Annotated in this window: 20 protein-coding genes; 6 read left to right on the top strand and 14 right to left on the bottom strand. The window is 37.9% G+C overall.

The features are described from left to right. The first annotated feature begins 108 nt into the window (after window positions 1-108). From CQZ96_RS17320 to dapE, 3 genes are all read left to right on the top strand, one after another. On the top strand, window positions 109-954 hold the full coding sequence (locus CQZ96_RS17320; protein ID WP_105714351.1) for a DUF1853 family protein: 846 nt from the start codon (window positions 109-111) through the stop codon (window positions 952-954). A gap of 115 nt (window positions 955-1,069) precedes the next feature. After that, on the top strand, window positions 1,070-1,210 hold the full coding sequence (locus CQZ96_RS17315) for an entericidin A/B family lipoprotein (RefSeq protein ID WP_004723791.1): 141 nt from the start codon (window positions 1,070-1,072) through the stop codon (window positions 1,208-1,210). 156 nt (window positions 1,211-1,366) lie between these two features. Next, entirely contained in the window at window positions 1,367-2,500 is a 1,134-nt protein-coding gene (gene dapE / locus CQZ96_RS17310; RefSeq protein ID WP_004723792.1) for a succinyl-diaminopimelate desuccinylase, read from the top strand. A gap of 76 nt (window positions 2,501-2,576) precedes the next feature. On the opposite strand, the gene CQZ96_RS17305 is transcribed toward dapE, so the two are convergent. The 6 genes from CQZ96_RS17305 to pilG form a co-directional block, all read right to left on the bottom strand. Next, window positions 2,577-3,041 carry a hypothetical protein gene (locus CQZ96_RS17305; RefSeq protein WP_105714352.1) on the bottom strand — a complete coding sequence of 155 codons (465 nt, stop codon included), beginning with the start codon at window positions 3,039-3,041 and terminating at the stop codon, window positions 2,577-2,579. Between the two features lie 8 nt (window positions 3,042-3,049). Next, on the bottom strand, window positions 3,050-7,576 hold the full coding sequence (locus CQZ96_RS17300) for an Hpt domain-containing protein (RefSeq protein ID WP_105714353.1): 4,527 nt from the start codon (window positions 7,574-7,576) through the stop codon (window positions 3,050-3,052). A gap of 145 nt (window positions 7,577-7,721) precedes the next feature. Next, the gene (locus tag CQZ96_RS17295) at window positions 7,722-9,791 is read right to left on the bottom strand and encodes a methyl-accepting chemotaxis protein (protein WP_105714354.1); all 2,070 of its coding nucleotides are present in this window, start codon (window positions 9,789-9,791) and stop codon (window positions 7,722-7,724) included. A gap of 42 nt (window positions 9,792-9,833) precedes the next feature. Then, window positions 9,834-10,370, bottom strand: a complete 537-nt coding sequence (locus tag CQZ96_RS17290; protein ID WP_004723799.1) for a chemotaxis protein CheW — start codon at window positions 10,368-10,370, stop codon at window positions 9,834-9,836. A gap of 3 nt (window positions 10,371-10,373) precedes the next feature. Then, window positions 10,374-10,742: a response regulator gene (locus tag CQZ96_RS17285; protein WP_004723801.1), complete on the bottom strand. Its 369-nt coding sequence runs from the start codon at window positions 10,740-10,742 to the stop codon at window positions 10,374-10,376. Window positions 10,743-10,767: 25 nt separating this feature from the next. After that, a complete protein-coding gene (pilG, locus tag CQZ96_RS17280; RefSeq protein ID WP_004723803.1) occupies window positions 10,768-11,151 on the bottom strand; it encodes a twitching motility response regulator PilG in 384 nt (127 codons plus the stop codon). A gap of 284 nt (window positions 11,152-11,435) precedes the next feature. On the opposite strand from pilG, the gene CQZ96_RS17275 reads away from it, so the two are divergent. Continuing rightward, a complete protein-coding gene (locus CQZ96_RS17275; RefSeq protein WP_105714355.1) occupies window positions 11,436-12,077 on the top strand; it encodes a hypothetical protein in 642 nt (213 codons plus the stop codon). 249 nt (window positions 12,078-12,326) lie between these two features. Beyond that, on the top strand, window positions 12,327-14,042 hold the full coding sequence (locus tag CQZ96_RS17270) for a proline--tRNA ligase (RefSeq protein ID WP_105714356.1): 1,716 nt from the start codon (window positions 12,327-12,329) through the stop codon (window positions 14,040-14,042). A 96-nt stretch (window positions 14,043-14,138) separates the two neighbouring features. Here CQZ96_RS17270 and CQZ96_RS17265 read toward each other — a convergent pair whose 3' ends face one another. From CQZ96_RS17265 to CQZ96_RS17245, 5 genes are all read right to left on the bottom strand, one after another. Beyond that, complete coding sequence (locus CQZ96_RS17265; RefSeq protein ID WP_105714357.1) at window positions 14,139-15,098, bottom strand: DUF6160 family protein; 960 nt, start codon at window positions 15,096-15,098, stop codon at window positions 14,139-14,141. A gap of 95 nt (window positions 15,099-15,193) precedes the next feature. Beyond that, the gene (locus tag CQZ96_RS17260) at window positions 15,194-17,683 is read right to left on the bottom strand and encodes a DUF6160 family protein (RefSeq protein WP_105714358.1); all 2,490 of its coding nucleotides are present in this window, start codon (window positions 17,681-17,683) and stop codon (window positions 15,194-15,196) included. 21 nt (window positions 17,684-17,704) lie between these two features. After that, a complete protein-coding gene (locus CQZ96_RS17255; protein ID WP_004723808.1) occupies window positions 17,705-18,457 on the bottom strand; it encodes a DUF6160 family protein in 753 nt (250 codons plus the stop codon). Window positions 18,458-18,473: 16 nt separating this feature from the next. Beyond that, the gene (locus CQZ96_RS17250) at window positions 18,474-20,030 is read right to left on the bottom strand and encodes a hypothetical protein (protein WP_004723809.1); all 1,557 of its coding nucleotides are present in this window, start codon (window positions 20,028-20,030) and stop codon (window positions 18,474-18,476) included. A gap of 261 nt (window positions 20,031-20,291) precedes the next feature. Further along, window positions 20,292-21,671: a hypothetical protein gene (locus CQZ96_RS17245; protein ID WP_105714359.1), complete on the bottom strand. Its 1,380-nt coding sequence runs from the start codon at window positions 21,669-21,671 to the stop codon at window positions 20,292-20,294. 470 nt (window positions 21,672-22,141) lie between these two features. Between CQZ96_RS17245 and CQZ96_RS17240 the strand changes: the two genes are divergently transcribed. Then, the gene (locus CQZ96_RS17240) at window positions 22,142-22,951 is read left to right on the top strand and encodes a DUF4882 family protein (RefSeq protein ID WP_105714360.1); all 810 of its coding nucleotides are present in this window, start codon (window positions 22,142-22,144) and stop codon (window positions 22,949-22,951) included. Between the two features lie 109 nt (window positions 22,952-23,060). Here the strand turns inward: CQZ96_RS17240 and CQZ96_RS17235 are convergent, their stop codons facing one another. The 3 genes from CQZ96_RS17235 to CQZ96_RS17225 all read right to left on the bottom strand — a co-directional run bounded on the left by CQZ96_RS17235 (window position 23,061) and on the right by CQZ96_RS17225 (window position 26,042). Beyond that, window positions 23,061-24,407, bottom strand: a complete 1,347-nt coding sequence (locus CQZ96_RS17235; RefSeq protein ID WP_105714361.1) for a hypothetical protein — start codon at window positions 24,405-24,407, stop codon at window positions 23,061-23,063. Between the two features lie 332 nt (window positions 24,408-24,739). Further along, window positions 24,740-25,309: a dCTP deaminase gene (dcd, locus tag CQZ96_RS17230; RefSeq protein WP_056515236.1), complete on the bottom strand. Its 570-nt coding sequence runs from the start codon at window positions 25,307-25,309 to the stop codon at window positions 24,740-24,742. A 139-nt stretch (window positions 25,310-25,448) separates the two neighbouring features. After that, the gene (locus CQZ96_RS17225) at window positions 25,449-26,042 is read right to left on the bottom strand and encodes a LysE family translocator (protein WP_004723817.1); all 594 of its coding nucleotides are present in this window, start codon (window positions 26,040-26,042) and stop codon (window positions 25,449-25,451) included. Window positions 26,043-26,095: the final 53 nt, after the last annotated feature.

Here is a 26,095-nt window from a genome sequence, read left to right as displayed (position 1 = left end):
TCAAATTGAGCTTGCATGTTGATTCACTTATTTGCTTGAATCTCAACACACTAAAAACCTTTTCTTTAAAAATAAACTGAGTGAGTCCTCAGCTTAGGACAACATACAATGACAGACTTCTTTGAGCCTTGGTTAAAGTACAAACACCCTATTGTTCGTCAATTGGCTTTTTGCATTGCCAGTCCCAATATTATTCAGCATCTGCCTGATGAATTAGAAATTAAAAATCGTTTTGAAGTACACGACACGGCGTTTTGGCAACAACAATATATAGATTTTCAAACACGCTTAGATCAACTTGATCATGACCCCACCCCACTCATTGAATTTGTACAACAGCTTAAAAGCACACGTTTAGGTTTACGTTTTGAATATTTATTTTGGTTCTGGTTACAAGATGAAGCCAATCAACACTATCAACTGATTCAGCATAGTATCCAAATCATTGAAGCAAAGAATACATTAGGCGAAATTGATTTCCTTGTTCGTAATCAGGCCACAAAACAGATTGAGCATTGGGAAGTTGCTTTAAAGTACTATTTAGGCGAATCAAACTTACACTTAAAGCATTGGTATGGTCTAAATCGTAGCGACACCCTTTTACGAAAACTAAATCATTTCTCAGAAAAACAATTTCAATTTACCCAGGCTTTAGATCTTAAAATTGAAAAGAAACTGGCTGTGATGAAAGGACAGCTTTATCTGCCTCACAATAAAGACGGTGTTGCACCCCCCTCATGGATTAATACACAACGTCGATTGGGTCAATGGGGACATCACATTGCACAAGATTTTTACCGTCTACAACGGCATGAATGGATTTGTCCAGATCTAAAGCAAAGCTCAGCTGCTGCCCAATTTTGGTGTAATGGTTTATATCATGATACCCATAGCCTGCAATTTTATATGTACCGCCAAGCCCCTCTGGCGCTTTTCTTTGACATAAATGCTTAATTATTCACGTTTCTTATACACGGTTTAACCAATCCACTCATAAAAACATAACGATATATTGACCCGATGCTCGTATACTAAAATTCTAATTAACGCGTGAAACACGGAGATAGTAATGAAAAAAATTTTAGCAGTTTCAATGTTATTCGCTTTTGTTTTAGCTGGTTGCAACACATTTAAAGGTGTTGGTAAGGATGTATCTAAAGCGGGGGATGCTGTTACGAATTCTGCAGAAAAAGTTGAAAATAAATTGTAAGACTCAACTTCATTCTACAACATGAGCCTTATCTCAATAGATAAGGCTTTTTTAATGCCAATTTAAATAGTTTTATCCTTTCTCAAGCTTTAAGGTTTTCATTCGGTTTTATCTTCCTCTATTATATTGTTCAATTTACTTACTTGATCAATGTCCATGAATCATTCGGATACCTTAGAACTGAGTTTACAACTTCTTCGTCAGCCTTCCGTGACACCTATAGACCATACCTGCCAAACTATCATGGCAGATCGTCTGTCTGCTATTGGCTTTAATATTGAAAATATGCGTTTTGAAGATGTTGATAATCTTTGGGCAAGACGCGGAACGGCATCTCCAGTTTTCTGTTTTGCAGGTCATACCGATGTTGTGCCTACAGGTCATCTAGATGCATGGGAGTCTGATCCATTCCTACCTGAAATTCGTGATGGCAAACTCTATGGTCGTGGCAGTGCTGATATGAAAACAGCATTGGCTGCAATGGTGGTTGCATCTGAACGTTTTGTAAAGAATCATCCCAACCATAAAGGTTCTATTGCTTTTTTAATCACCTCTGATGAAGAAGGCCCTTCGATCAATGGTACGGTTAAAGTTGTCGAAACCTTAGAAGCACGTAATGAAAAAATGACATGGTGCCTTGTCGGTGAGCCTTCAAGTACAGATACGCTGGGCGATATCGTAAAAAATGGCCGTCGTGGTTCATTAAATGCAGTGTTAACAGTAAAAGGGAAACAAGGCCATGTTGCCTACCCACATTTAGCCATCAACCCCATTCATACCGCGTCAAAAGCCTTAGCTGAACTATGTGATACGGTGTGGGACAATGGCAATGAATACTTCCCCGCAACTTCATTCCAAGTTTCCAATATTCAAGCAGGTACAGGCGCAACCAATGTTGTACCTGGCACGATGACCGTTACCTTTAACTTCCGTTACTCAACTGAAGTGACTGCAGATCAACTCAAATTACGTGTTCTTGAGATTTTAGATCGCCATCATGTTGATTATGATATTGAGTGGACCTTATCAGGTTTGCCCTTCTTAACCCCAGTCGGTGAATTGGTCAATGCTGCACGAACTGCAATTAAAAATGTGACAGGGACAGAGACCGAACTTTCAACCAGTGGTGGGACTTCTGATGGTCGTTTTATTGCACCGACAGGCGCTCAAGTGCTTGAGTTAGGTGTTTTAAACGCAACGATTCATCAAATTAATGAGCATGTGAATATTGCTGAATTAGAGCCTTTGGCTGAAATCTACGAACAAATCTTAGTCGAATTACTCGCTTAAGCTGAGCGATTCTCACTAAGTAAAAAAGGACGCAAATGCGTCCTTTTTTACAGATAAGCTTTGAAAGCATTGCAGATCAAGCCTTCTTTATCCCAATCTGTAACTGGATTTGATCCAAATCCGGCACATGATAAGTCTTATCGCCAATTTTCACATATTGTAAAATCGTCTTATCTTTGATGCTATCCTCTGCGTCGACCACTTCTGAAATCCGTAGCCGTATAGAGCTTGGCATTTCATTGCACATCAAGGCAAAACGCTCGTCTGCATCTTCCCCTTCAATGATCAGTGCGACACCCAGGGTCTTTTTAGGATCACTGACACTAAATGTCGGTAACTTCTTTTCATGCCATTCCACGACATTGACATAGGTTGGACTATTCTGAGCAGAAAGCACCACATTTTGGGGTAATAACATTGGTGCTTTATCATAACAATCAATAATATATGCATCAATAAACCCAGTAGACACCGTAATTAAATGCTGTAATTCCCGTGTGCTAATTTTATCAATTGCAGACTTTTCGATATTCTTTGTCATGAGCGTTCCTATTTAACCGTCAACAAAGCTTCAATATTTTCCAATAAATCAGCTTCTTGGAATGGTTTACCCATATAATTTGTCACACCTAAGCTAAATGCCCGTTCACGATGTTTTTCACCTGTTCGTGACGTAATCATGATGATTGGCAAATCGCGGTGAATTTCATGATGGCGAACCAAGTTGGTGACTTCAAAACCATCCATTCGAGGCATTTCAATATCCAGCAACATCAAGTCTGGTTTGACATTTTCAAGTTGCTCAATCGCATCCACACCATCTTTCGCAGTAATCACATCGAAACCTTGGCGTTCAAGCAAACGTGAAGTGACCTTACGAACGGTAACTGAATCATCCACGATCATAATCAAACGGCGTTGATCACGATGACGTTGTTTATCATGTTGAAGATGTTCAGCGCCACCTCGGGTAGATGCTTGAACTTGTCGTGCAATATTTTGTCCATCCAAAATCAAACACACCTGACCATCACCCAGAATGGTTGCACCCGCAATCGCATTGATGGTAGCAAACTGCTTACCAATCGGTTTAACTACAATTTGTGAACGTGAACCAATTAACTGATCAACCAGAATGGCAATGGATTGCCCCAAGCTTCCCTTGATCAACAACACTGGTAATGAATGTGCAAGCCCATGTAACCGTGGAGTGACTTGATTCGAGGTAAACTCACCTAAATAACGTAGCTTATAGCTTTGGAAATCGATATCAAAATAGTCATTTTGAGTTTCAAAATATTCTTCCAAAGCGGCTGGTGAAATTCGAACAATACGATCAATTTGCGATAATGGGACTGCAAATTGCTGATCACCGACTTTCACCATCAAGGCATCGCTGACCGCAACTGTTGTAGGTACGGTAATCGTAAAGGTTGAACCATGCCCCAACTCAGAACTGACACTCACTTGTCCACCAAGTGATTTAATTTCACTTTGCACAACATCCAAGCCAACACCACGACCAGAGATTTGTGTCACTTGCTGTGCTGTACTAAAACCTGGATGGAAAATAAACTGTAGGATTTCCTCAGGCTCTAACTGCTGATCAGTTTTGATTAAGCCTTTTTCGATTGCTTTATCACGAATAACTTTTGGATCAATTCCTTTACCATCATCTTTAAACGATACAAGCACATCTGTACCTTGACGACTAATATTCAAATCAATTCGACCTGTCAACGCTTTGCCCGACTTCTGACGCTGTTCCGCATCTTCAATCCCGTGGTCAATCGCATTACGCAACATATGCTCTAACGGTGAAACTAATTTTTCCAGAATATTACGATCCAACTCCCCTTCAGTATTATTGACTAAAAGCTCAGTGGGTTTATTCACGGTTGAAGAGGTCTGACGAACCAAACGCTGTAATCGAGGCAACAATCTTGAGAATGGTACCAGACGAGTACGCATCAAGCTTTCCTGAATTTCAGCTTGAATACGAGATTGCTGAAGCAATAAACCTTCAGTATCACGAATCTTTTCAGCCAACGTGGTCTTAAAATCAACCAAGTCAGATGCAGATTCAGCCAACGATTTTGATAACTGGTTTAGAGATGAATATTGGTCCATTTCTAAAGGGTCAAAATCTGCATAGCGAGCGCTTAAATCACCATGTTTTGCAATAATTTGGCTTTCTAACTCACCTTCCATACGGCGTAGCTGATCAGCCAAACGTTGAATAGCCAACTCCATATCAGTCAAGGTATTCCCTAACTGCCCCAAATCCATCTCAATACGTGAACGGTTGATCGCGTTTTCACCAGAAAGGTCAATCATTTTTTCAACCAAATCCGCAGAGATACGAATCATCTCATTGTTGGATTCAGTTTTTTGTGAAAGATCCCATTCACCCAGCATTGACGGTGGCTCAGTACCATCCCCCTGAACAAACTCACTGATCGATTGCTCAAAGATTAAATTTGTTCGAGATAATTTTTCTGGAAGCTGTGCAGAAACATCAACATATTCAATGCCATGTAAACTCGACTTTAAGCCTTCAAAGTTATCGTAGTGATGTTTAAAGATTGCTGCATCTAGCCAATGAAAGGTTTTTTCCAGTAAACCATCATAAACATTCGAGTTAAAATTATGTAAACCAAATTGCTCAAATGCATTTTCTAATTCATATGCAATATCAGCAACTTCTTCCAATTTCACCATTTTTGCACCGCCTTTTAAGCTGTGTGCAATACGTTGTAATTGGAGTAGGAAGCTACGGTTGCTACGCTGATCAAACCATTGAGATAAAATGCTTAAACCATCATCAATCAGCTCTCTTGCTTCTTCGATAAAGGTTTCTCGGGCAACAACTTCAACAGGATCTAAACCTGCATCTTGATTTGCATCTATAAACAATTGAGTAGCATCAATTGCAGGTTGTTGATCTTGATCCGAGGGTTCAGTTTCAAGCAATTCTGGAGTTTGATCAATCGCTAAAACGATATCGTCTTCAACATATGCGACTTCATGTAAATCTGCTGAATCATGGCTAAATTGTGGTTCAACCACTGTTGGCGCTTGAACAGTTTCAATCGGATCTTGCTGATCGATATTGTGTAAAACATTGAGAATATGAGTTGCAGGATAATCAATTGTTTTTTCACGAATCAATTGAATGCGATCTGCCACATCATCTTGAATTAAACGAATTGCTTGAATAATGTGTGGTTCTGCTTTGAGTTGACCTTTAATCACGCGTTCATAAATGGTTTCTAACTCATGCGCAATCAAACCAATATGGGTCGCTTGCACCATATTTGCACCACCTTTTAAGGTATGCAAATAACGCATCAAATTGTTTAGTGCTGTTGTGTCATCAGGATGAATTGACCAAGTATTTAAGTCATGGTCCATCCCAACCAACAACTCGTCAGCCTCTTCAATAAAAATGTCGAGGACATCAGCATCAAATTCACGTTGACTATGTTCTGATTCAATATTCTGTTTATCCAGATTAATTTGCGTCAGTACATAGTTCCCTACTGATTCAACAGGGTTCGCTGCAATTGAGACTGTACCTGGCTGCTGTTCAGTGTCTAGCGCAATCCTTGTTTCAACAATTTGACCAGCAACACCAGTGTCTATTTCTTGGTGTAAATAGTCATGTAACTCAGCCAAAATCGCTTGTGTTGATTCATTTAGGCTGACTCTTTGTCCTGATGCCAAAGTATCGAATAAATGAATAAATTCCTGATGGGCCTTAGAAAACATTTCAAAAGCATAATCAGTATTTAATAAATCAGGCTTGCGAATAACTTGTTCATAACCATCTTTTAAAGCAAGACTAAAATCATGAATGCCTTGTGCAGCACGATTATTGGTATGATCTATCAACATCTGCGCTTGTTGAGCCAGTTGTTGGAAATATGCTGGATATTCAACTTGGGCACGCTTATCAAACTCAAACTCGGCATCAAGCAATAGATCGATCTCAAGATCAACCAATTGTGTGACTAAACCCGTTTGCGAATGTTGATATTGATGTTGGAAATCGTAGCGTTCCCAAGCATCATTAAATTTTTGATAAATGGTTTGTAGCTCAACAGCTTGATTACCTTTCAGCTTTAAAACATAGAGATAATCACTGACAAATTCAGCATAGTAAGTCAGTAGCGCATTTTCATTTTTTGAGGACTCGGTATCTTCTTGAACCAATACTTTAAATAAATGCTCGACCTTACCACTTGCTTCAAAGACCTCATTGACATGCGCCATTGAAGAACTGCCACGCAAAGTATGCAAGGCACGAATCAAGCGATTATATTGATCAGGCGTATGTTCTTCTAAGTGCAAAAAGTCTTTAATTGCCGCCAGATGCTCCTCTGACTCTTCAACAAAGATTTCCAAGGTTTCAGAGGTTAAACTATCATCTGCAACAGTCGATTCAACTGCCACTTCTTCTTCAGTCGTATCTGTAGAGCCATCTGCAACGAGATCAACCACATGCGGAGTGGTCACTGAGGTTACTTCTGCTGTTGTATTATCTTCACCAATCTCCAAACCAGTAATGACATTTTCATTATCCAGTGTATTTGATAATGCCAATAACTCATCTAAAGCAGGTTCTAAGCTTTGTTTCTGTTGTAGCTGTTGCCCCAAATACACCAAAGGTGCTAAATCTAAATGATGCGGTTTTCGATTTAAAAACTCTGAGTAGAGTTTGAATTTATAAATATTAAATACTGCGCTTACATAGTGTTGAATCTCGGAAGTAAGTTCCAGATTTTTCGTAATAATACGATTTAATGTATCTTCAACAGTCCAAGCAAGTTCACCAGAACGTTTAGCCCCCACCATACGCCCAGACCCCTTAAGCGTATGAAAATAACGGCGAATATTGACCAATTCGGTATCTTTAAACTCTTCGAGTTGCCATCGATCAAGAGAGGTTTGTAGCTGTTCAAAAATTTCTTCAAGTTCTTCTACAAAAATTTCTAAAATTTCCTCATCCTGACCAAGATACGCATCTTCAGGTAAAGTAACTTGTTCCACTAAATGTTTTAATATTTCTTTCATAGCTCAGGCTTCTATGTTAGTTCCCGTCTTTGGGACTAAAACCTTTCAAAATACAGTCAAGCTGAATGGCTTTAGAAGGCGTTCCATTCTGTGCAATAGCCACTTGTTACAGTCGATATTGCACATATATAAAGTATCAATCGTTTTAGTCAGGCAGTTTAAAGTCTGAAACTGATTGACGTAATGAATCCGCCATACTTGCCAATTCAGAAACCGAACGGGCTGTATCAAATGTTGCACCAGTGGTTTGTGAGGTAATTTCTTGTACGACATTCATCGTATTTGCAATATGACCTGCTGAAGCAGACTGCAATTTCGCTGACTCAGAAATACTTTCAATCAAACCAGCCAAGTTACTTGATACTGTTTGAATCTCACCCAAGGCAACACCCGCATCTTTTGCAAGGTTCGCACCACGCACAACTTCCGAGGTGGTTTGTTCCATTGAAATTACGGCTTCATTGGTATCGGTCTGAATGGTTTTAACCAGTGTTTCAATCTGCTTGGTTGCAGATGCTGAACGTTCAGCAAGACGCTGTACCTCGTCCGCAACCACGGCGAAACCACGACCCGCTTCACCTGCCATAGATGCCTGAATTGCTGCGTTTAATGCCAAGATGTTGGTTTGGTCGGCAATATCATTAATCAGCGATACGATGTTACCAATCTCTTGAGAAGACTCACCCAAACGTTTAATACGCTTAGAAGTTTCTTGAATCTGCTCACGAATCGTATCCATCCCCTCGATTGAACGGTTTACCACATCTGCACCATTTGATGCAATTTGTACAGAACGCTGTGCTACCTCTGCTGATTCAGCAGCATTTGCAGATACGTGGTCAATCGACTGTGCAATTTCATTAATCGCTGTTGATGCCCCTGCAATCTCTTGCGCCTGATGCTCAGAAGCTTCAGCCAACTGGTTAGTAATCTGTTGCGTATTCTGCGTATATTGTGCAACTTCTTGAGAAGTGTCATTAATTCGAGATACCAGGTCACGTAATTGGTCAATCGCAAAGTTAATCGAGTCGGCAATTGCACCAGTAAAGTCTTCCGATACCGTAGCATACGAACTTAAATCACCATCTGCCAAATCGGCAATTTCATCAAGTAAACGTAAAATCGCATTCTGGTTACGGTCATACTCATCTTGTAAACGTGTTACACGAACTTTATCTGACTCACTACGTAAACCGAGTAGTTTAAATACAGCAAATAAGAATGCGCCAAGTGCAAGGAGTAAAATCAATGCAGGTAAAATCGTACCCACACCAGTATTTACCGAAAGTCGATCTAAACCTTTTAATAAATTATCCGATTGCGCAAAGATGTCTGACGATGCCTGACGTACTTTAAAAATCTGATCAGAGTTCTTTAGTACAGAAGTTGATGCCAATTGCACAATTTCATTGTAATCCGCTTTAATACTTTCTAAAGACTCACGTAGTTCAGGTTTATCAATACGTATTACACCTAAATCGGCACTACCATTGAGTTGCGCATTTAAATACGTACCAAATGTTTCGGTATCCGCATTAAAGTCATCTGCTGAAACACGGGTATTCTCTGAACCACTTAATACTGAACCAATAGAACGTAAAATACGTTCCGCAAGGAATACTTGGTTTTTTGCGATAACAACCTGAGTACTTGACATATTGTCACGTGCCATTTGGTCAACCATTGCATTATATTCAGCCTGCATGCCAGGGATCACATCCGCAACAGCGATATTGGTATCATATAATTGGTTAATGATCTTTTGATGTGTCGCAATCATGTCGATATCAGCAGAAACTTGTTTCCATGTTTTTTCAACGTCTTCCACTTGTTTTGAAGATGCATGAATATCTTTGACAACATCTAAGTTTTCTTTAAATTTCTTTTGTGATGCAACTAAAGCCTCTATTGATTTTGTCGAACCTGATCCAGTGGCTTCAGCTGCTTGACGAGATAAGGTCTGTGATAAAAGTTTTAATTCACCCAAGCTACGAGTTAAGTCGTTATTTCGAGGAACTGTATAGAATAGAACCAAAAGCAAAATAATCGCAACGATGATGCTGGCAATTGCCATTTGAATAAATGGCTTTGATTTGTCGCTTTCCCCAAACAACTTAGCAAATTCATCAATTTTTGATTTGGTTTTGGTTAATACGCCTGAACTACTTTTTTGAGCAGTATCCCCTGTATTTTTCTTCTTTAGTTTAAAGCCCATTCAGCTTCTCCCGATTCGCTTAACTCTCATTAGGCGTCAAAGCTAGTTTATAAATTTTTCTGATGCATTCATGTATTGAGGATCATTTAACAAACGACTAAACAAGAATATATTCCAAGCCTGATTATGCTGCTGAAAATATCCCTGACAATAGGTTTGAAGGTTTTCTTCTAATTGATTGTTTTTAGAAAAAAAACCTTTTTTATTAAAATGTTGAATCCCCAAAACCTGATCTACGATCAGACCAACATAGTGGTCATTATGACTAATACATAAGACTTTTTGAGTAGGTAAAAATTGGCTTCTTTGCCCCGTTAAATAAAAAGCCAAATCAGAAACTGACAATAACCGTCCGCGAATATTCGCTAAACCTCTCACCCATCCCTGAACATTGGGAACGGGTGTGTATTTTGGCGGATAAATAACTTCTGAAACCTCACCCAAAGGCGCAACAAAATATTGCCCCATCATTTCAAATGCAATGCCTGACCATCGGTTTACTTCATTTTCATTGTCAGCGTAATTTTTATTTCCTCGCTTAGACAATCGAAGTAATTCGATAAATCCATTTGCTGCCATACATTATCCTGCTTGTAGATGTTGCTTAATCGTACTGATCAGCTGATTCTCATCAATCGGTTTGGTTAAGTAGTCACAAGCCCCTTGACGTTTTCCCCAAACGCGGTCGGTTTCTTGATCTTTAGTACTTACAATCACAATTGGAATATGCTTGGTCGCTGCACCACGTGCGATCTGACGAGTCGCTTGGAAACCATTTACACCAGGCATAACAACATCCATTAACACAAGATCCGGCAATTCAGCTTGCGCGAGTGTAATACCATCTGCACCATTGGTTGCTTCAATCACTTCAAATCCATGCTTAGCTAGAATTTCTTTAAATCTAAACATTTCTGTTGGTGAATCATCAACTATTAAAATTTTTGTCATTATTTCCCCCAAATTAACCGTTCAGTTAAGCAGTCACATGATTGCGAATAGCATTTAATAGTTCATCTTTACTAAATGGTTTTGTTAAATATTCGTCCGAACCGACAACACGACCTTTTGCTTGATCAAATAAGCCATCTTTACTAGATAACATGATGACTGGAATATTTTGATAATTTTGGGAGTTTTTAATCAAAGCGCAGGTTTGGTAGCCATCTAGACGAGGCATCATGATATCGACAAAAACAATATCTGGATTTGCTTCAGCAATTTTAGATAAGGCTTCAAAACCGTCTACAGCAGTGACAACTTCACAACCTTCTCTTTGTAATAATGTTTCAGCAGTACGACGAATGGTTTTAGAATCATCGATCACCATGACTTTTAGATTTTGAAATTTATCGTCCATTTAATGCCCCTTTCCGTAAGCTTGGAATGAATTGTGCTGTACAGATTTATTTTTACAATTAATCATGTTTTTTTAACATATATTAACTCACTTTATCAATGAACATTTCTTGTCGGAAATCTCACTTCAAACAGTAAAACACAGTAAAGCTCACATAAAAAAAAATATTCTGCTTTTTTTTAGAAGTTAATTGTTTATTAAAATTTTGTAACCACATAAAATGACCAAAGATAGTTTCAAAATCATATAACTTACATTGATTTTTTGGGGATGGTAGACTTTAAATGGATAGAATAATCTATTACCAAAATATAGCGTCAAAAACAAAAAAAATATGCAATACCGCCCTTTCAGTCAGCTTACTCATCTGTACTTTATCGGTCTATGCCGATACGCCTCAGGCTAAAGCGGTATGGTATCGATATTATGATAAAAATGGAGTGGCCAATATCAGCACCTCGGTCACACCAGCACACATAAAAAATGGTTATGAAGCGCTGGATCGCAACATGCAAGTGATCAAACGAAATCACGCTTATAATGTCGAAAAAGATTTACAGCAATCGACGTCACGCGCATCTGAAGTGCGTAAATTAGAACAAGATGCGCGCTTAAAGCGTGCCTATGGCAACTCATCTGTCGCTGTTAACAAAAGAAATGAACTTCTAAGCAATATAAAACAACAAATAACACTACAAAACCAAACACTTAAACAGCTTCAAAGTGATCGTATTATACTTAAAAGACAAGAAATGGAATACTACCGCAAAGGTAACTCTGTTCCTGTTACACTCAAAGATCGGATTAAATACAATTCTGAAAACATAGATAAAACAAAGAATTATATTGGAAGCCTACAAGACAACTACCGCAAGACACAAACCTACTATGATGATATTATTAATCGCCTTAAAAAACTTGAATAATCACTTTTTAATTCGAAACTTCTTGACCCTATTGTTGATAAAAACTTAACAAAACAATATAAATGATTTGAACAACCTATCACGATATCGGATAATTTCAAGTTAAAACCGAGCTCTGATCGCATCGCCAATATAAGAATAGAAAGTTTTCAATTTAAACAATCATTAAAAATGTTCAGCTTATTTTTTTATCGTATTTTTTTATCGTATAATCATTCCTTTAAATCTAAAAATTTTAGGACAGTTTCCATGCGCGCGAGTCGCTTTTTATTTGCAACGTTAAGAGAAACCCCAAACGATGCTGAAGTCATTTCACATCAGCTCATGTTACGTGCTGGGATGATCCGTAAATTGGCTTCAGGTTTATACACTTGGTTGCCGATGGGTGTACGTGTGCTCAATAAAGTTGAAGCGATTGTTCGTGAGGAAATGAATCGTGCAGGTTCTTTGGAAACATTAATGCCCGTGACGCAACCGGCTTCACTATGGGAAGAATCTGGTCGTTATGTACAATACGGCCCAGAACTGTTGCGTTTTAAAGACCGCCATAGCAATGACTTTGTTCTTGGTCCGACACATGAAGAAGTCATTACGGATTTGGCTCGCAATGAATTAAAAAGTTATAAACAACTTCCAATGAATTTCTATCAAATTCAAACTAAGTTCCGTGATGAAATTCGTCCACGTTTCGGTGTGATGCGTTCGCGTGAATTTATTATGAAAGATGCTTATTCTTTTCATGTCGATCAAGCGTCATTACAAGAAACTTATGATGTTATGTACGACACGTATTGCCGAATTTTCACCCGCTTAGGTTTAAATTTCCGCCCTGTTCAAGCAGATACAGGATCGATTGGTGGTTCAGGTTCACATGAGTTTCACGTACTTGCATCAAGTGGTGAAGACGATATCGCTTTCTCAACACAATCTGACTATGCTGCCAATGTTGAAATGGCTGAAGCAGTATTGACTGGTGAACGCGCAGCACCTAGCCAAGATCTAAAAATTGTAGAGACACCAAATCAAAAAACCATTGCTGATGTTTCTACATTTTTAAATACAGATCCAGCGCAATCCGTAAAAGCCTTACTTGTACAAGGTATTGCTGATGAAAAGGGTCATGTTCCTGTAATCGCGTTATTCCTACGTGGCGACCATGAGCTCAATGAAATTAAAGCTGAAAAGCATCCACTGATTGCAGCACCTTTAACATTTGCAACAGATACTCAACTGAATGCTCTTGGTTTAACTGCGGGATTCTGCGGACCACAAGGACTGGTTGAGAAAGGCTTAACTGTGATTATTGACCGTGCAGCCTCTGTGCTTTCAGATTTTGTTGCGGGTGCCAATGAGGTCGATAAACATGCCACTGGTATCAACTGGGACCGTGATGCAACATTTACAGAAGTTTTTGACTTACGTAATGTGGTTGAAGGTGACCCATCTCCAGATGGTCAAGGCACGATTTTAATTAAACGTGGTATTGAAGTTGGTCATATTTTCCAATTGGGCACCAAATACTCAGAAGCACTCGGTTGTAAAGTTTTGGGTGATGATGGCAAACCATTGGTAGTGACAATGGGCTGTTATGGAATTGGTGTAACCCGTGTAGTTGCTTCCGCGATCGAACAAAACTTTGATGAGAAAGGTATTATTTGGCCATCTGCAATTGCCCCTTTCGAAGTTGCAATTGTGCCAATGAATGCGCAAAAATCTCCACGTACGCTTGAAGCAGCTGAAGCGCTTTATACTGAATTACAAGCTGCAGGCTATGATGTATTACTGGATGATCGTAATGAGCGTCCTGGTGTTAAGTTCTCTGACTTGGAACTAACAGGTATTCCTCACCGTATTGTCATTGGTGAAAAAGGCTTAGATGCAGGTACTTTTGAATATAAAGGTCGTAGAGATGCCGAATCTGTAAATTTAAGCAAAGATGATTTAATGGCTAAATTGGTGAAGTAATTTTTCAACCGCATTAAAAAAGCTCTGAAATAAACTAAACCCTATAAGCACACAACTTATAGGGTTTTTTATGCTTTGGTATTTTATAGACCATCATTACAGACCATTAATTTTTACTTTTAAATCTGTAACTGATGTTCCGATTGCCCCAAAGTTCCCCATCGAGCCATTTTGCAGACCATTAAAAGTCCCTGTCGCACTTGCCCCACTCGTTCCCATAATCATCTGATTGATACCCAGATCAAACTTACTCGATTCACCTGTATTACCAAAGACAAAACCTGTTGGTTCAACGCCAGCATAGAAACCGTTTAATGAAAAACCATTGACCTTATCTGTTCCAGTTAATTGGAAGTTAAAATTTGCACCAATATCACTATCATCCGATAAAAGTGCAATAGCACAGCCTGATCCTGTACCACAAATCGATTGAATTGCACCACCAAAGGCAATCATACGCCCTTGAGGCGCATTGCCAAACTGTAAATTAATGGTTGGTTTGGATGCAGCAAAGTTGATATCAAAACCATCACTCAGTTTTAAAAATTTAATGACATCGGATTTTTCACTGGTCCCTGTAAAAATAGATTGATATCCAGCAGGCCCTGAAGATGAACTCGCTCCAGCCAAGTAAAGCGCAAATGGTGAAACTTTAATCCCCGTAATATTGCTTCCGAAGCTCATTCCAATATTGGCAAAAGGTTTACCACTTGCTCCACCTGTAGCACCCCCATCGGTATCCATGACTATATTCATGGTTGGGGTGTTTGAAGCGCCTAGAAAAGTAATATCAACACTTTGGTCAGCAACCGTACCAGCACTTTTACCCGCAAGAACCAGCGATGCTTTATTTGCATCATTCACAGTTGAGCCTAATCCGTCACGATCAATAATTGAAATTTGATTGAGTTGAACTTTACTCAGATTTATACCAACATTTATCCCATCTTGCCCCGTTGTTTGGGAAAGACTTTGATCATCCATAGGTTCCATTGCCAGCGCAATTGGACTCAGTATCAATAATGATATACATCCTAGGTTTCTATTTTTTTTCATTATCCTAATCCTTAGGAAAATTTATATACTGCCTACCACATCACAGTCTAATCAGAAATTCTGTACGATAAAAGCACAAGCCGACCAATAACGAATTAATTCCGTGGAACAATGTTGAATTCACTGGTCAACCGGCCTCCTGTTAACGCAATTTCACCTAAGCGCGCACCTGATACTAAAGCACCATTTATAGATGGAGGATAGAAATTTAAATCTCTCGCTCTAAATACACCGCCGACTGACTGTGTTGGATTAAATTGTAAACTTGCATTAAATCCAACCTGACCAGTCCCACTCGTTGAGTTTTTACTGAGCACAATAGCATTGTTAAAGCGAATATCACCCGTCAAGTTATCTAAACCGAGTATAGAACCATTGACAGGATCACTAATCTGGATGGTGTTATTTGTAGCTGCTAATTTTAAATCACCGACCACAGTTAAACGATTGCCTGTGCCATCTGCTTTAATTTCACTATTTGGAATAAGTGACAAATCCATATCACCACCAAAGCGAAGTTTTAGACCAAACAAGACATCATCACTTTTGGCGAAATTATTGGAATCAGATGCTCCCTTGTTGCCACAAGCGACACTTGCTGTCGCAATACCACCTGCACATGATGCATAAGTTGTTCCAGGTAAATAACCTGCCGCAACTTCAGCTGCCATCACCACCAACATATTTTTTAAACTTAAATTTAAACTTCCGTTTTCAACTCCAATACTGCCATTACCTTTCAGCAACATATCGATGTTTCTTAAACCTAAATAATAGTCTTTAGAGGTACCCGCAATTGGAATACCTGCATCATTTTTCACCTGACCACCATCAATCACCAGAATCGAGGTTGTTTTATTGCCAAGCTTAGTTGTACCATTTTTATCCACACCCTCTGTACTTAAACCTAAAGAAAAACCGAGTCTAGAGGTTTGCATACCGGCTGTATTTGAGACACTGCTTTTCGCACCATCTGCTGAATAATAATAGGCTTTATCAGCATCAACGGTTGTGCCATACATCGCTAAATTGGCATTTAAGTTATAAAAGGGTAAAGCCAGTCCCCACTGATTATTTAAACCACTCTCTGTAAATAAATTACCAGCAGCAACACCAGCGGCAGTGGTAAATCTCCCTCGTCTAGAGATGGCTTGGAATTCCCCACCACGAATTGAAGCGACCACAGCATAAGGACGATTACCAGCTGATAGGGTCGTATAAATATCTTGTTTATAATCACTTAAATTGGTTAAAGCTTGGCCATTACCAAAACTTGAATTTTGGAAGGTTGTGTTTACAGGTATCGTAACTTGCTTAGAGTCGGTAAGGTTTAAAAAAACATTCCCTGTGTCAAAAGAAGCACGCGTTCCCTTTTGTAAACCGGTTAAATTACCAAACTCAAAACCGTAACTATTTAATCCAGCACCACCAATTTCCAAAGTGGTTGCATCGCCACCACCAGCAAGCATGGTGTCACCTTCTTTGGTGAAATCCGTCTTCATACGAAATGCGATACCAGAACCACCAACAATATCTTTTCCAGTGTCTGCACCACTCGAATTAACAGCAGAACCAATTAAACTACTGGCATTCTGTACACCACGAAATTGCAATGAACCATTCACCATACGCCCACTGGCACCCACGCGAATCAGCCCTTTAGCACCTGTTGGCGTATTATAGCTATCGACATCATAAAGCGATGTAGGATTGATCCCTTTATTATTCACCATAATTTCAAGATTTAAACCCGCATTGGTTGTGGAAGTCCCATTTCCATAACTGCCTGTGTTTATAAAACCCGCCTTTAATGAAGCGGGATCAACCACACGGGTTAAATCTACATAACCATAGTTCGTATCTGGTGCCTGATTTGCACCCGCGATATTAGTTCCAGAATTCATTTGTAATTTAAAGCCTTCAGCTGCATCGATAAACGCAAAACCTTTTCCTTTAAAGTTAAAGTTAAAATTCTTTAAAATCAGTTGATTTAATTGATTTGTGGCACTGCTTTGGCCTAAATAGATGTTGGCATTTTGAAGCCCTAAAGTTAACTCAACTTGATCTGTTTTACTTAAAAGACCATTGCTTGTTTTTAATCCAATACTGGTATTTGAAGCCGTCTGTACCGCTAAATTACCCAATTTTGCACTACAACGCGCCCCACTTGGATCACTATCACAAACACGAAATGAATCGACGGTCATCAGCATAGGAGAGAGTGATAAATCTAAATTCACTCCAGTTTTGCCCGCAACAGTGCCCATATTAAGCTTGATATCTGCTTTTAATGGATCTGTAGAAGTATTGCTCTGTTGTATTTTAACCGTATCTGCTGTTGCAACGAGCGCTTGACTGGTTGCATCTGCTTCTGCGCGACCTGCCTGATCTGTCCAGTACAATGTTTTAATATTGGCTTCTTTTAAGCTAGCCTCTATATGTACGCCATCCTGACCATTTACGTTTCTTAAATCGCTATCATCTAAAGCTTGTAATGCATAAACAGGTGCATGTATAGCCAACAAACTCAAAGCCAATGTATTTAAAATAAATCTTTTTCCATATTGTTGTTTTTTAATGTTCATCCCTAAACCCTCAGATTTATTTTAGCAACGCTTATTCATTGTAGAATCACAACTAAACATCATCAGCTTGCCCTGCAGCACAAGATTACCGTTCATTTGTACCCCCATAAAGCCCGTTTCTCGACCGACATCATAATTGTTTGCGGTAGAGCCATTAGCGCCCGTTGTTTGAGGTTTTGCTACATATTTATTGGCTTTTAAATAACCATACTGGCCTTCCGTTGCACCCGATGAGTTTTCCGTAACTGTTCCATCTGGATTAGTTTTACTGGTGAAATCATCTTTTTCGATAGAAAGAGAGTTGAAGCCAAAATTACGAATTTGAATCGGTTGATTCGCATCAAAAGATAACTGAATTGCGGGTTTGATCATCTGCATAGCAGTGGTATTTTTATAGACCAAATCAACACCGTCCAAACCCAATTTCTGGATATTAATCGTCCCTTGTACACCTTTAAAGACCACCCAAAGTTTATTCCCTTCAGTACTACTGGCTAAACCATTTGCATCAACATAGCGATTATTGACAGACAATGCCAAATGACAAAATTGTAATTTCTCACAAATACCGCCAGTACCATTATCAAACTTATAGGCATTATTTGTGGTGTAATATGAATCACTTGCATTAATTTGGTTCAATACCAATTTTAAAGATAAATCGGCACCTGCTTGTCCTTCAACTTGCTGCATGTCTGAATCAGTTAAAGCCTCCATCGCTGCCAAATGAGAACTCACCAAACTGGTTAAAATAAGAAGTACTATTTTTTTCATTATATTTCTTCCTATCCTATAGGCCTTTGGTGGTTATTTTCATATGCTGAATCAGCATTCCATCAATCAAGGCAGATCCTAAGTTATTCTGTGCATTTGAACTGGTGGCATTGTTTAATTGATTAAATGAAACCCCTACAGCCCCTGCTGATTTATCTGCAAGTAAAGTCTTCCCTGCATCCATACTATAAACAGTCCCTATACTAATACTACTGTGTGTTGCCGAACTGCCTTGATAACCCGCTATTGAACTTGTGCCACAGTTATAAACATTACAAGTAGACCCAGTATATGAAGTATCCGCCCCTGTATAATCCGTATAGATCTTCTTATAAATTGATTCTTTATTTGGGATTCTAGCCAGTTCTATACTAAAGTTTGTGCCATCAGATCCGAGAATCAAAGGCTGATATAATGAACCAAGCACCAAATTGGTATTCAAATTATAAATATAAATACCTTCTTTATCTGAAAAAGTCGGTGCTGTTCCGCCATTAATAGCTGGAGTCGACAAGATGTCTTGCGCTGAAGGTGTGGTACAACCATTTAAGTTACCAACCCCACATTCTTGAGTGCTAATCCTAAAAACATGGCTCATCAAATTCGCTGGAGCAGTCCATGAGTTTGCTGTAGATGTTCCCAATAATTTTGAACCATCACCACTATTTAATCGTATAACACCAGCCAAACCTAAAGTATTGTTATAAAAAGCACTCATACCACCCGTATTTGTAGCACCACCGAGCGTTTGGAATAATTGAATTTTACTGCCATTTAATCCAAAACCGTTAAAGATACCTTGTAAGCGAATACGGTTTGCTCGCCCCGTCGCAGTGGTACTAAACCCCTCGCCTAGATTAAATTGATTTGGATCTTTGTCAGCCTTACTTTGATCGCGTACAAAACCATCTGCCCAAAATGCAAGTTTAAGGTTATATGCATCTTCCCCACCAACATCATTGACAAAAGCACTGGTCGTCACTGTTTTCTTATCAGCAGCAAATGAATATAAATTTTCATATAACGGCGCTTCAAAATTTAAATACGTTACAGAACCCGCACCTGCACCAAAGTCAGGTACATTGAGGTCTGTTTTTACATTGAATATCCAAGGGTTGGTTGCAGTTCCCCAGCTTTTAATCGCAGCATTCGCTACGCCATTGGTTGATCCCGCATCCAATCTAAGGTTGGCATTATTGCTGGCATTTTTAGACAACGCTAAACCATATAGATATAAATCAGCTTTCCCGACTGAATGATCACTGGCATTCACAACACCATCTTTATTGGTATCTTGAACGATTGATGACAAAGGTCCCACAGGAACATAATAGATATAGCCTGTGTCTAAACTACGATTTGTAAGCACAGTATCTTGAGTTTGGTTAACTCCAGCGCCCTGAAAAACCATATAAGTGTCTCTAGGCAATAAAGCAATACCTTCGCCTGTGGTATCACTTAACTTTTCATCAGACATTTCTTCAAGTGCGAAGCAAGATTGGCTTAAGCATAAACCAATCAAACTCACCAAAACGGTTTTATGAAATTTTACCGTATAATTGAGTGTAGTCATCCACGACCTTCCTGTGTTATACGATGCTCCGCACCATATTTTATTTTATTTCTTAAATTCCCGACTTCAAACTGCACAAAAATACATATCCTTGTTTATACAGTTTTGTTATGTCTATCACACTTCATACTATGTAATTTTTTTAATTATGACAAAGTTTTTTTGGTTAAAATCTATCATTTCCGACAAATGAATCTTTTTAAACAATAAACCAGTCATAAGGTTTGGCATAATTACTGTTAAAGCATAATAAACATTTGATTAACAAAATTTTAATGAGCCATAGCAGTTTGGAGTGAAATTTTGATTTTTTAATGATAAATTCTTCATTGCCATATCTACAGGACTTGCATTATTAGGCAAATTTGCTGTTCCCAATGGAATATTACCAGTAAGACAACTTAAAGCTAACGAACCACAATACACCCAATTATCTGCTAAAAAGTTGTTTACCTCACCCAGTGCTTCTTTAATAGTTGGCATAGCAATATCAATATTTTTATTTGGTGTAATGTCACCAATATCAATCGGATTTGAAATCTCTAACCACCAACCTTTTTGAGCTACAGATTGCGCTCCTGGCCACTTTATGTCTTGAAATTGTGTGGACAACAAAACAGGAGTGCCATTTAATGTGGCTTTATGGAACAATCCTAAACTTTCATCAATCGTTGCATTAACCTTAAGATTATTTAAGACTCCACTTGTATTTCCTGAAATCTTAATGCCTAAAAGTGTAGTATCAGCAGCCAATTGACCGGAAAGCTGAATATTATTTACAGTTGTCGATGCAGTCAAAAGTGCGGAATTCATACGTTTACCTTCTATTGGTTGCTGCGGTAAAGTAAGAGTTGCTTGTGACGTGGGTGTCAGAGTTATATCATAACTCGTGGTTGTATATGTTGTCCGTATAATACCACAGCCACCAAACAATCCCGTACTACAGGCTTTACCTGCAAGAACGACACCAGTAGCATTATTTGCACCATTCTGTGTAATTGTTATTGGATTTATTGTCGCTTTACCTGTTTGCTGTGCGATCAACATATAACCACTCAGGCTATTTATACCATTCGGTATACCATTATTAGATGCATCAACTGCATTCTCAAGACCAAATGTCATAAGACCTGTAGCTTTTTCTGAACTTAAATTTAGCCCCACGACTTGTCGAGTAGAAGCACTTTCAGGGTTTTTAATTGCAAATTGAATAAACGGGTTGGTTAAAACGGCACTTGATCCTACACGGGCAGCTCGATCAGAAGCACTATCTGTATTTGATGTTGCAGAGTTTCCTAGTCCACTTAATCCCAAATTATCAATATCAATGTCGCAGTTCCCTGCACCATTTACACCACCACAACCTAACTGCAGTTTCTTAATATTTACATTAAGCTCTAATGCTGCCTCCAATCCTAATTTATAAAATCCAATATTTTTATCCCCCCCTGAGCGTTTGGCTTCAAGGTTTGTTGCATCCGTAGGTGCAATATACGATAAACTCATCAGCGCCTGACCTGTAGTTTCAGACAGTTGCTCATCAGACATACTTTTTAAGGTTGTAGGTTGTGCATATACAGTAGTTATTGCAAAGACACTGAATGAAAAAAGTGTTACACACAACAGCTTTATTTTAAGCATGAACATCTCCTTATCCTTAGATTATGTTCAAAATTGTGAAACTCTATTGTTCCAATAACCAAGCCTAATCTTAGATAAACTTCATAAAATTTAGGCTTTTATTGCTATTAAATATATTTTAGTTTTCAATAGAGAAATATAATGTGATTAATCTATCATAATGTTTTCAAATACAGGTTAAATTTCCGATAGAACGACTGTAATTTTTGTTAAAAATTAAGACATCCAGCACCATCACAAAACATGAAAAATATTCCATAGAAATTATCAATGATAAAAAACGATTTAAATTCAAATATAAATAAAAAATTAATGATCGATATAAAAAATAGTTCAAACATTTTAATTAAAATTAATCTACTTAAAGCAAGTATTTAATATTTAAATTTTTTAGACCTTTTTATCGGATATTTTCACATCTATTTCATTTTAACTTTATAGTAAAATCTCAAAATAAAAAGGGATACACCATGAAAAGAATGATATTCGGCTTAATGATAAATTCAATATGTATAAGTAGTTGGGCTGCATGTAGTTATAATTTTGATGCAACAAACACTGAAATCCAACAAATGATTGGGAACCCGATTCCCCTTGCAAAAAAATTTCCATATTTAAATGGAGCAACTGCTAGTTTTCTACTCGAGAATTCGTCATATCAATATCATGCAAGTACTTCTTCATTTGCGCAATCTTATAAAAACTATATAAATGGAACAAACAACACAATTCTAGGCGATAAGAATCTATCGAGTACAGGAATGTACGCAGTAGAACTAAAAATTGATAACTTTGCAGATATCCCTATAGGATCTCATTCTGGAAATCAGAGTGGTGTATATACATTAGGATATAATTTTTATGGTATCAAAAATGGAAACCTGAAGTATGGAGGCTTCGTATGGCTTACAAATTCAGATGATACGAAAACAAAAAAAGTCTATGTTAGTTTTTCTGATTTGGGTGCAGGCATTAATTATGAAAAAGAATTTGATATAGCTTATAGCTCTGCAAATAATTATAAAATCGGCCTTTATTTAGATCAGGATTCAAAACAAATTGGAATAAATTTAAATGGTATAGATAAAGGCTATATTAACAATACCCCCTTATCAGACTCAGCCACTCAAATCAGCTTCCAAATGTTTGGTCTTGTAGGTGGTTATCCAACATCGCTAATAGGCACTTATCAACCAAGAGAAACGCTTATCTTTGAGCGTAGCCAAATGACTTTAAACTATTCTTCCAACACGAAAGACATCTGCGAGAATACAATTTAAACTATAAAAAACCCACTGGAATGAAGTGGGTTTTAAAACGTTTGATATAGAAAGCTGATTCATCATGAGTGCTAAATTTCTTTATTTTTAAGCCTCTAGAAGCCAAAAATTAACAGAATTTTAATGAACCATAACAATTACGATAAGGCTGTTCTAATAAAGTAATATTTCCATCTTTCGCATTTGAACTTGAAGCAATATTACTCACAAGATTACTTACTTTATCTGAAATATTAAGCGTAAAAGCATCTTGAAGATACATACTCCAACCTTTACTCACTGCTGCTGCATAGTCAGGATATTGTAAATTTTGTGCAGATAGAGCAATACCAAAAGTATTTGAATTCACATCTATTTGATGCACGTTACTTAAATTATAAGGCATTTGATAGGTACTCAATCCCGAAACAGAAGTACCAAGCCCTGTTGCTAATTGTTGTTTAATATAATCAGAAATACCACCTCTTAATCTTGGTAGTAAAAGATTACCAACATTTGCCCCAAAAGATCCTGTGCAAGCACCCAAAATCCGCACACAAGAGTTACTGGTATTTAACTCCAGTGCTGAAGTAGTTGCAGTACCATTTATAATATCATCTACAACCGAACTCAAATCTAAACCTATTATTTTTGCTTGACTAACACGGTTACCAACGACAGAAACAGCTAAACCATTTCTACTTACAGTTGAATAATTTGCAGTAATTTCACTATATTTTACTGAAGCAAGGAGTACATCTAAAATTGTAGCATCATCTAACCCCAGAAAAGCACTAGGCGTTGATATTGCTTTTGAATTCCAGGTTGTTGAAGTTACAGGAGAAACATTTGTTTCACCTAACATGGTTAAATTTGCCTTTCCTGTAAAATAACCACTAAAACTATTTAAATTACCAATAGATAATGGACCTTCTGCTTTTTCAGCTCCTATGCGTATACCCACCACTTCCCGAGTAGAAGCACTATTAGGATTTTTAATTGCAAATTGGAAATAAGGATTTGTTAAGACAAAATCCTTCATATTCTTTTGATTACTGATGGCGTTATTACTATCAAGACCACTAGGTTGATTCGGGTTTGTTGTTGCAGAGGTAATACAATAACCTGCTGCGCCTGTAATACAGCCAAAAGAAACGCTATCTAAATCTAAATCACAACCGCCACTTCCATTGATACCACCACAACCTAACTGAAGTTTTTTGATATTTGCATTTAATTCAACATTCGCTTCTAAGCCTAATTTATAAAACCCAACACTACTATCTCCACCTGTACGGCGAGCCTCTAAATTCGCAATATCTGTTGGTGCAATATAACTCAAACTCATCAGTGCTTGACCAGTGGTTTCTGACAATTGTTCGTCAGTCAAGGCTTGTAAAGTCGCAGCATGAGTCATACTCATCGCTAAAACACTCAATATTAGTAATACAACATTTAGATATTTTCTTTCGAACATCGTACGCTTCCATCCTGAGCAAAGCTTGACCTTATTTTTATACCAACACTAAATTACCATTCGAATCTTGAACAAATAAAATGATATAAATCACATTTATATTTAGCATATTTTTATACCATAGATTAAAATTTATTCCGATAAATTTTTTATACTTTCCGATAAAAAACAATAATTTCAAATACATTTAAATCTTATTTTGTTCTGTTTAATTATGATTTTATTTAAAAATTTTTATTGAAAAATAATGCATTAAACATATTTATCATATTGATATATACATAAAAAAAGCAAGTGATTTACACTTGCTTTTTTCCAAACTCATTTTTAATTTAAGCTTTAGGTAAGGTTACCCCAACCTGACCTTGGTATTTACCACCACGATCTTTATAAGACGTTTCACAAACTTCATCAGATTCAAAAAACAGCATTTGAGCAACGCCTTCACCAGCATAAATACGCGCAGGTAAATTCGTCGTATTTGAAAACTCTAATGTCACGTGACCTTCCCACTCAGGTTCAAGTGGCGTTACATTTACAATGATACCGCAACGCGCATAAGTCGATTTACCTAGGCAAATCGTCAAAACATTTCGTGGAATACGGAAATATTCAACAGTACGTGCTAATGCAAATGAATTTGGAGGGATGATACAGACATCAGATTCAATGTCGATAAAACTACGCTCATCGAAATTTTTAGGGTCTACAATAGCAGAGTGAACATTGGTAAAGACTTTAAACTCACGTGCACAACGTACGTCATAACCATAGCTAGATACGCCATAAGAAATCAGCTTTTCACCTTGTTCATCATAACGCACTTGGTTTTCTGCATACGGTTCAATCATACCGTGCTTTTCGCTCATTTCACGAATCCAACGATCAGACTTAATTGCCATTTATCTCTATCCCAAAACTGTGCTATTTACTGCGCTGTACTTTAACTGAAATTGCTTTTGAAAGGAATGTTTATGACGAAATAGAGCAACCCAAGTCTGTAAGTAAACGTACAAACTTAAGTTCAACTATAATCGATTGTTAAAGGCTTAAAAGTGCTGAATAGCTCAGTGGTACAGTAAAACTCACTAAAACTAAAGACGCAGTTCTTTGCATATTGCGCTGATTGAGCCACGTCACTTTATTACTGCAAATCACAGAACCAATAAATGTCCAAAAAAATGCAATGGGTACGATTAATAATAAAAACACCAACATATGTGAAGTATAAGCAGACGCATTTTGCCATACATGTGTTGGGAAAATTGCAGAAGCGAAAAGAAGTGCTTTCGGGTTTAAAAGGGTTGCAAAAAATAACTCACGCGCCCGAATTGTCGCATGATTAAAGTTTTCATCTCGATTTGCTGTACGCCATAATTTCAAAGCCAGGAATAAAATATAACCTGCACTAAATAATTTGAGAATAACCGGTACACTTGGAAACTGTTTAGACACAGATCCAATAATTAATCCCCAAATGGTAATGGAGATAAGATAGCCAAGCGCTTCCGCTGGAATTAATGCAAGAGATTTTCGAATTCCAACTTGAATCCCAGAAGATGCTAAAAGCGTATTGGTTGGTCCTGGTGTTAAAAGAATCGTCACCACCAAGCCAATAAAAAACCATGAAATCATTAAATGACCTCATCAATGGATTGATCGCAGATTAAATCTTTTAAATTGAATTG

Origin of the sequence: Acinetobacter sp. MYb10 (genome assembly GCF_002980175.2) — a bacterium.
Classification (GTDB): domain Bacteria; phylum Pseudomonadota; class Gammaproteobacteria; order Pseudomonadales; family Moraxellaceae; genus Acinetobacter; species Acinetobacter guillouiae.
Note: the sequence above shows the minus strand (reverse complement) of the source record. Positions and strands in the feature narration are given on the sequence as shown.

What these genes read in the sequence shown, in the direction of transcription:
- CQZ96_RS17250 (WP_004723809.1), bottom strand. Translation starts at nt 20,030, where the DNA reads ATGACTACACTCAATTATACGGTAAAATTTCATAAAACCGTTTTGGTG.
- CQZ96_RS17225 (WP_004723817.1), bottom strand. Translation starts at nt 26,042, where the DNA reads ATGATTTCATGGTTTTTTATTGGCTTGGTGGTGACGATTCTTTTAACA.
- CQZ96_RS17315 (WP_004723791.1), top strand. Translation starts at nt 1,070, where the DNA reads ATGAAAAAAATTTTAGCAGTTTCAATGTTATTCGCTTTTGTTTTAGCT.
- CQZ96_RS17285 (WP_004723801.1), bottom strand. Translation starts at nt 10,742, where the DNA reads ATGACAAAAATTTTAATAGTTGATGATTCACCAACAGAAATGTTTAGA.
- CQZ96_RS17255 (WP_004723808.1), bottom strand. Translation starts at nt 18,457, where the DNA reads ATGAAAAAAATAGTACTTCTTATTTTAACCAGTTTGGTGAGTTCTCAT.
- CQZ96_RS17245 (WP_105714359.1), bottom strand. Translation starts at nt 21,671, where the DNA reads ATGCTTAAAATAAAGCTGTTGTGTGTAACACTTTTTTCATTCAGTGTC.
- CQZ96_RS17295 (WP_105714354.1), bottom strand. Translation starts at nt 9,791, where the DNA reads ATGGGCTTTAAACTAAAGAAGAAAAATACAGGGGATACTGCTCAAAAA.
- dcd (WP_056515236.1), bottom strand. Translation starts at nt 25,309, where the DNA reads ATGGCAATTAAGTCTGATCGTTGGATTCGTGAAATGAGCGAAAAGCAC.
- CQZ96_RS17275 (WP_105714355.1), top strand. Translation starts at nt 11,436, where the DNA reads ATGGATAGAATAATCTATTACCAAAATATAGCGTCAAAAACAAAAAAA.
- CQZ96_RS17235 (WP_105714361.1), bottom strand. Translation starts at nt 24,407, where the DNA reads ATGTTCGAAAGAAAATATCTAAATGTTGTATTACTAATATTGAGTGTT.
- CQZ96_RS17265 (WP_105714357.1), bottom strand. Translation starts at nt 15,098, where the DNA reads ATGAAAAAAAATAGAAACCTAGGATGTATATCATTATTGATACTGAGT.
- CQZ96_RS17240 (WP_105714360.1), top strand. Translation starts at nt 22,142, where the DNA reads ATGAAAAGAATGATATTCGGCTTAATGATAAATTCAATATGTATAAGT.
- CQZ96_RS17320 (WP_105714351.1), top strand. Translation starts at nt 109, where the DNA reads ATGACAGACTTCTTTGAGCCTTGGTTAAAGTACAAACACCCTATTGTT.
- CQZ96_RS17260 (WP_105714358.1), bottom strand. Translation starts at nt 17,683, where the DNA reads ATGAACATTAAAAAACAACAATATGGAAAAAGATTTATTTTAAATACA.
- pilG (WP_004723803.1), bottom strand. Translation starts at nt 11,151, where the DNA reads ATGGACGATAAATTTCAAAATCTAAAAGTCATGGTGATCGATGATTCT.
- CQZ96_RS17290 (WP_004723799.1), bottom strand. Translation starts at nt 10,370, where the DNA reads ATGGCAGCAAATGGATTTATCGAATTACTTCGATTGTCTAAGCGAGGA.
- CQZ96_RS17300 (WP_105714353.1), bottom strand. Translation starts at nt 7,576, where the DNA reads ATGAAAGAAATATTAAAACATTTAGTGGAACAAGTTACTTTACCTGAA.
- dapE (WP_004723792.1), top strand. Translation starts at nt 1,367, where the DNA reads ATGAATCATTCGGATACCTTAGAACTGAGTTTACAACTTCTTCGTCAG.
- CQZ96_RS17305 (WP_105714352.1), bottom strand. Translation starts at nt 3,041, where the DNA reads ATGACAAAGAATATCGAAAAGTCTGCAATTGATAAAATTAGCACACGG.
- CQZ96_RS17270 (WP_105714356.1), top strand. Translation starts at nt 12,327, where the DNA reads ATGCGCGCGAGTCGCTTTTTATTTGCAACGTTAAGAGAAACCCCAAAC.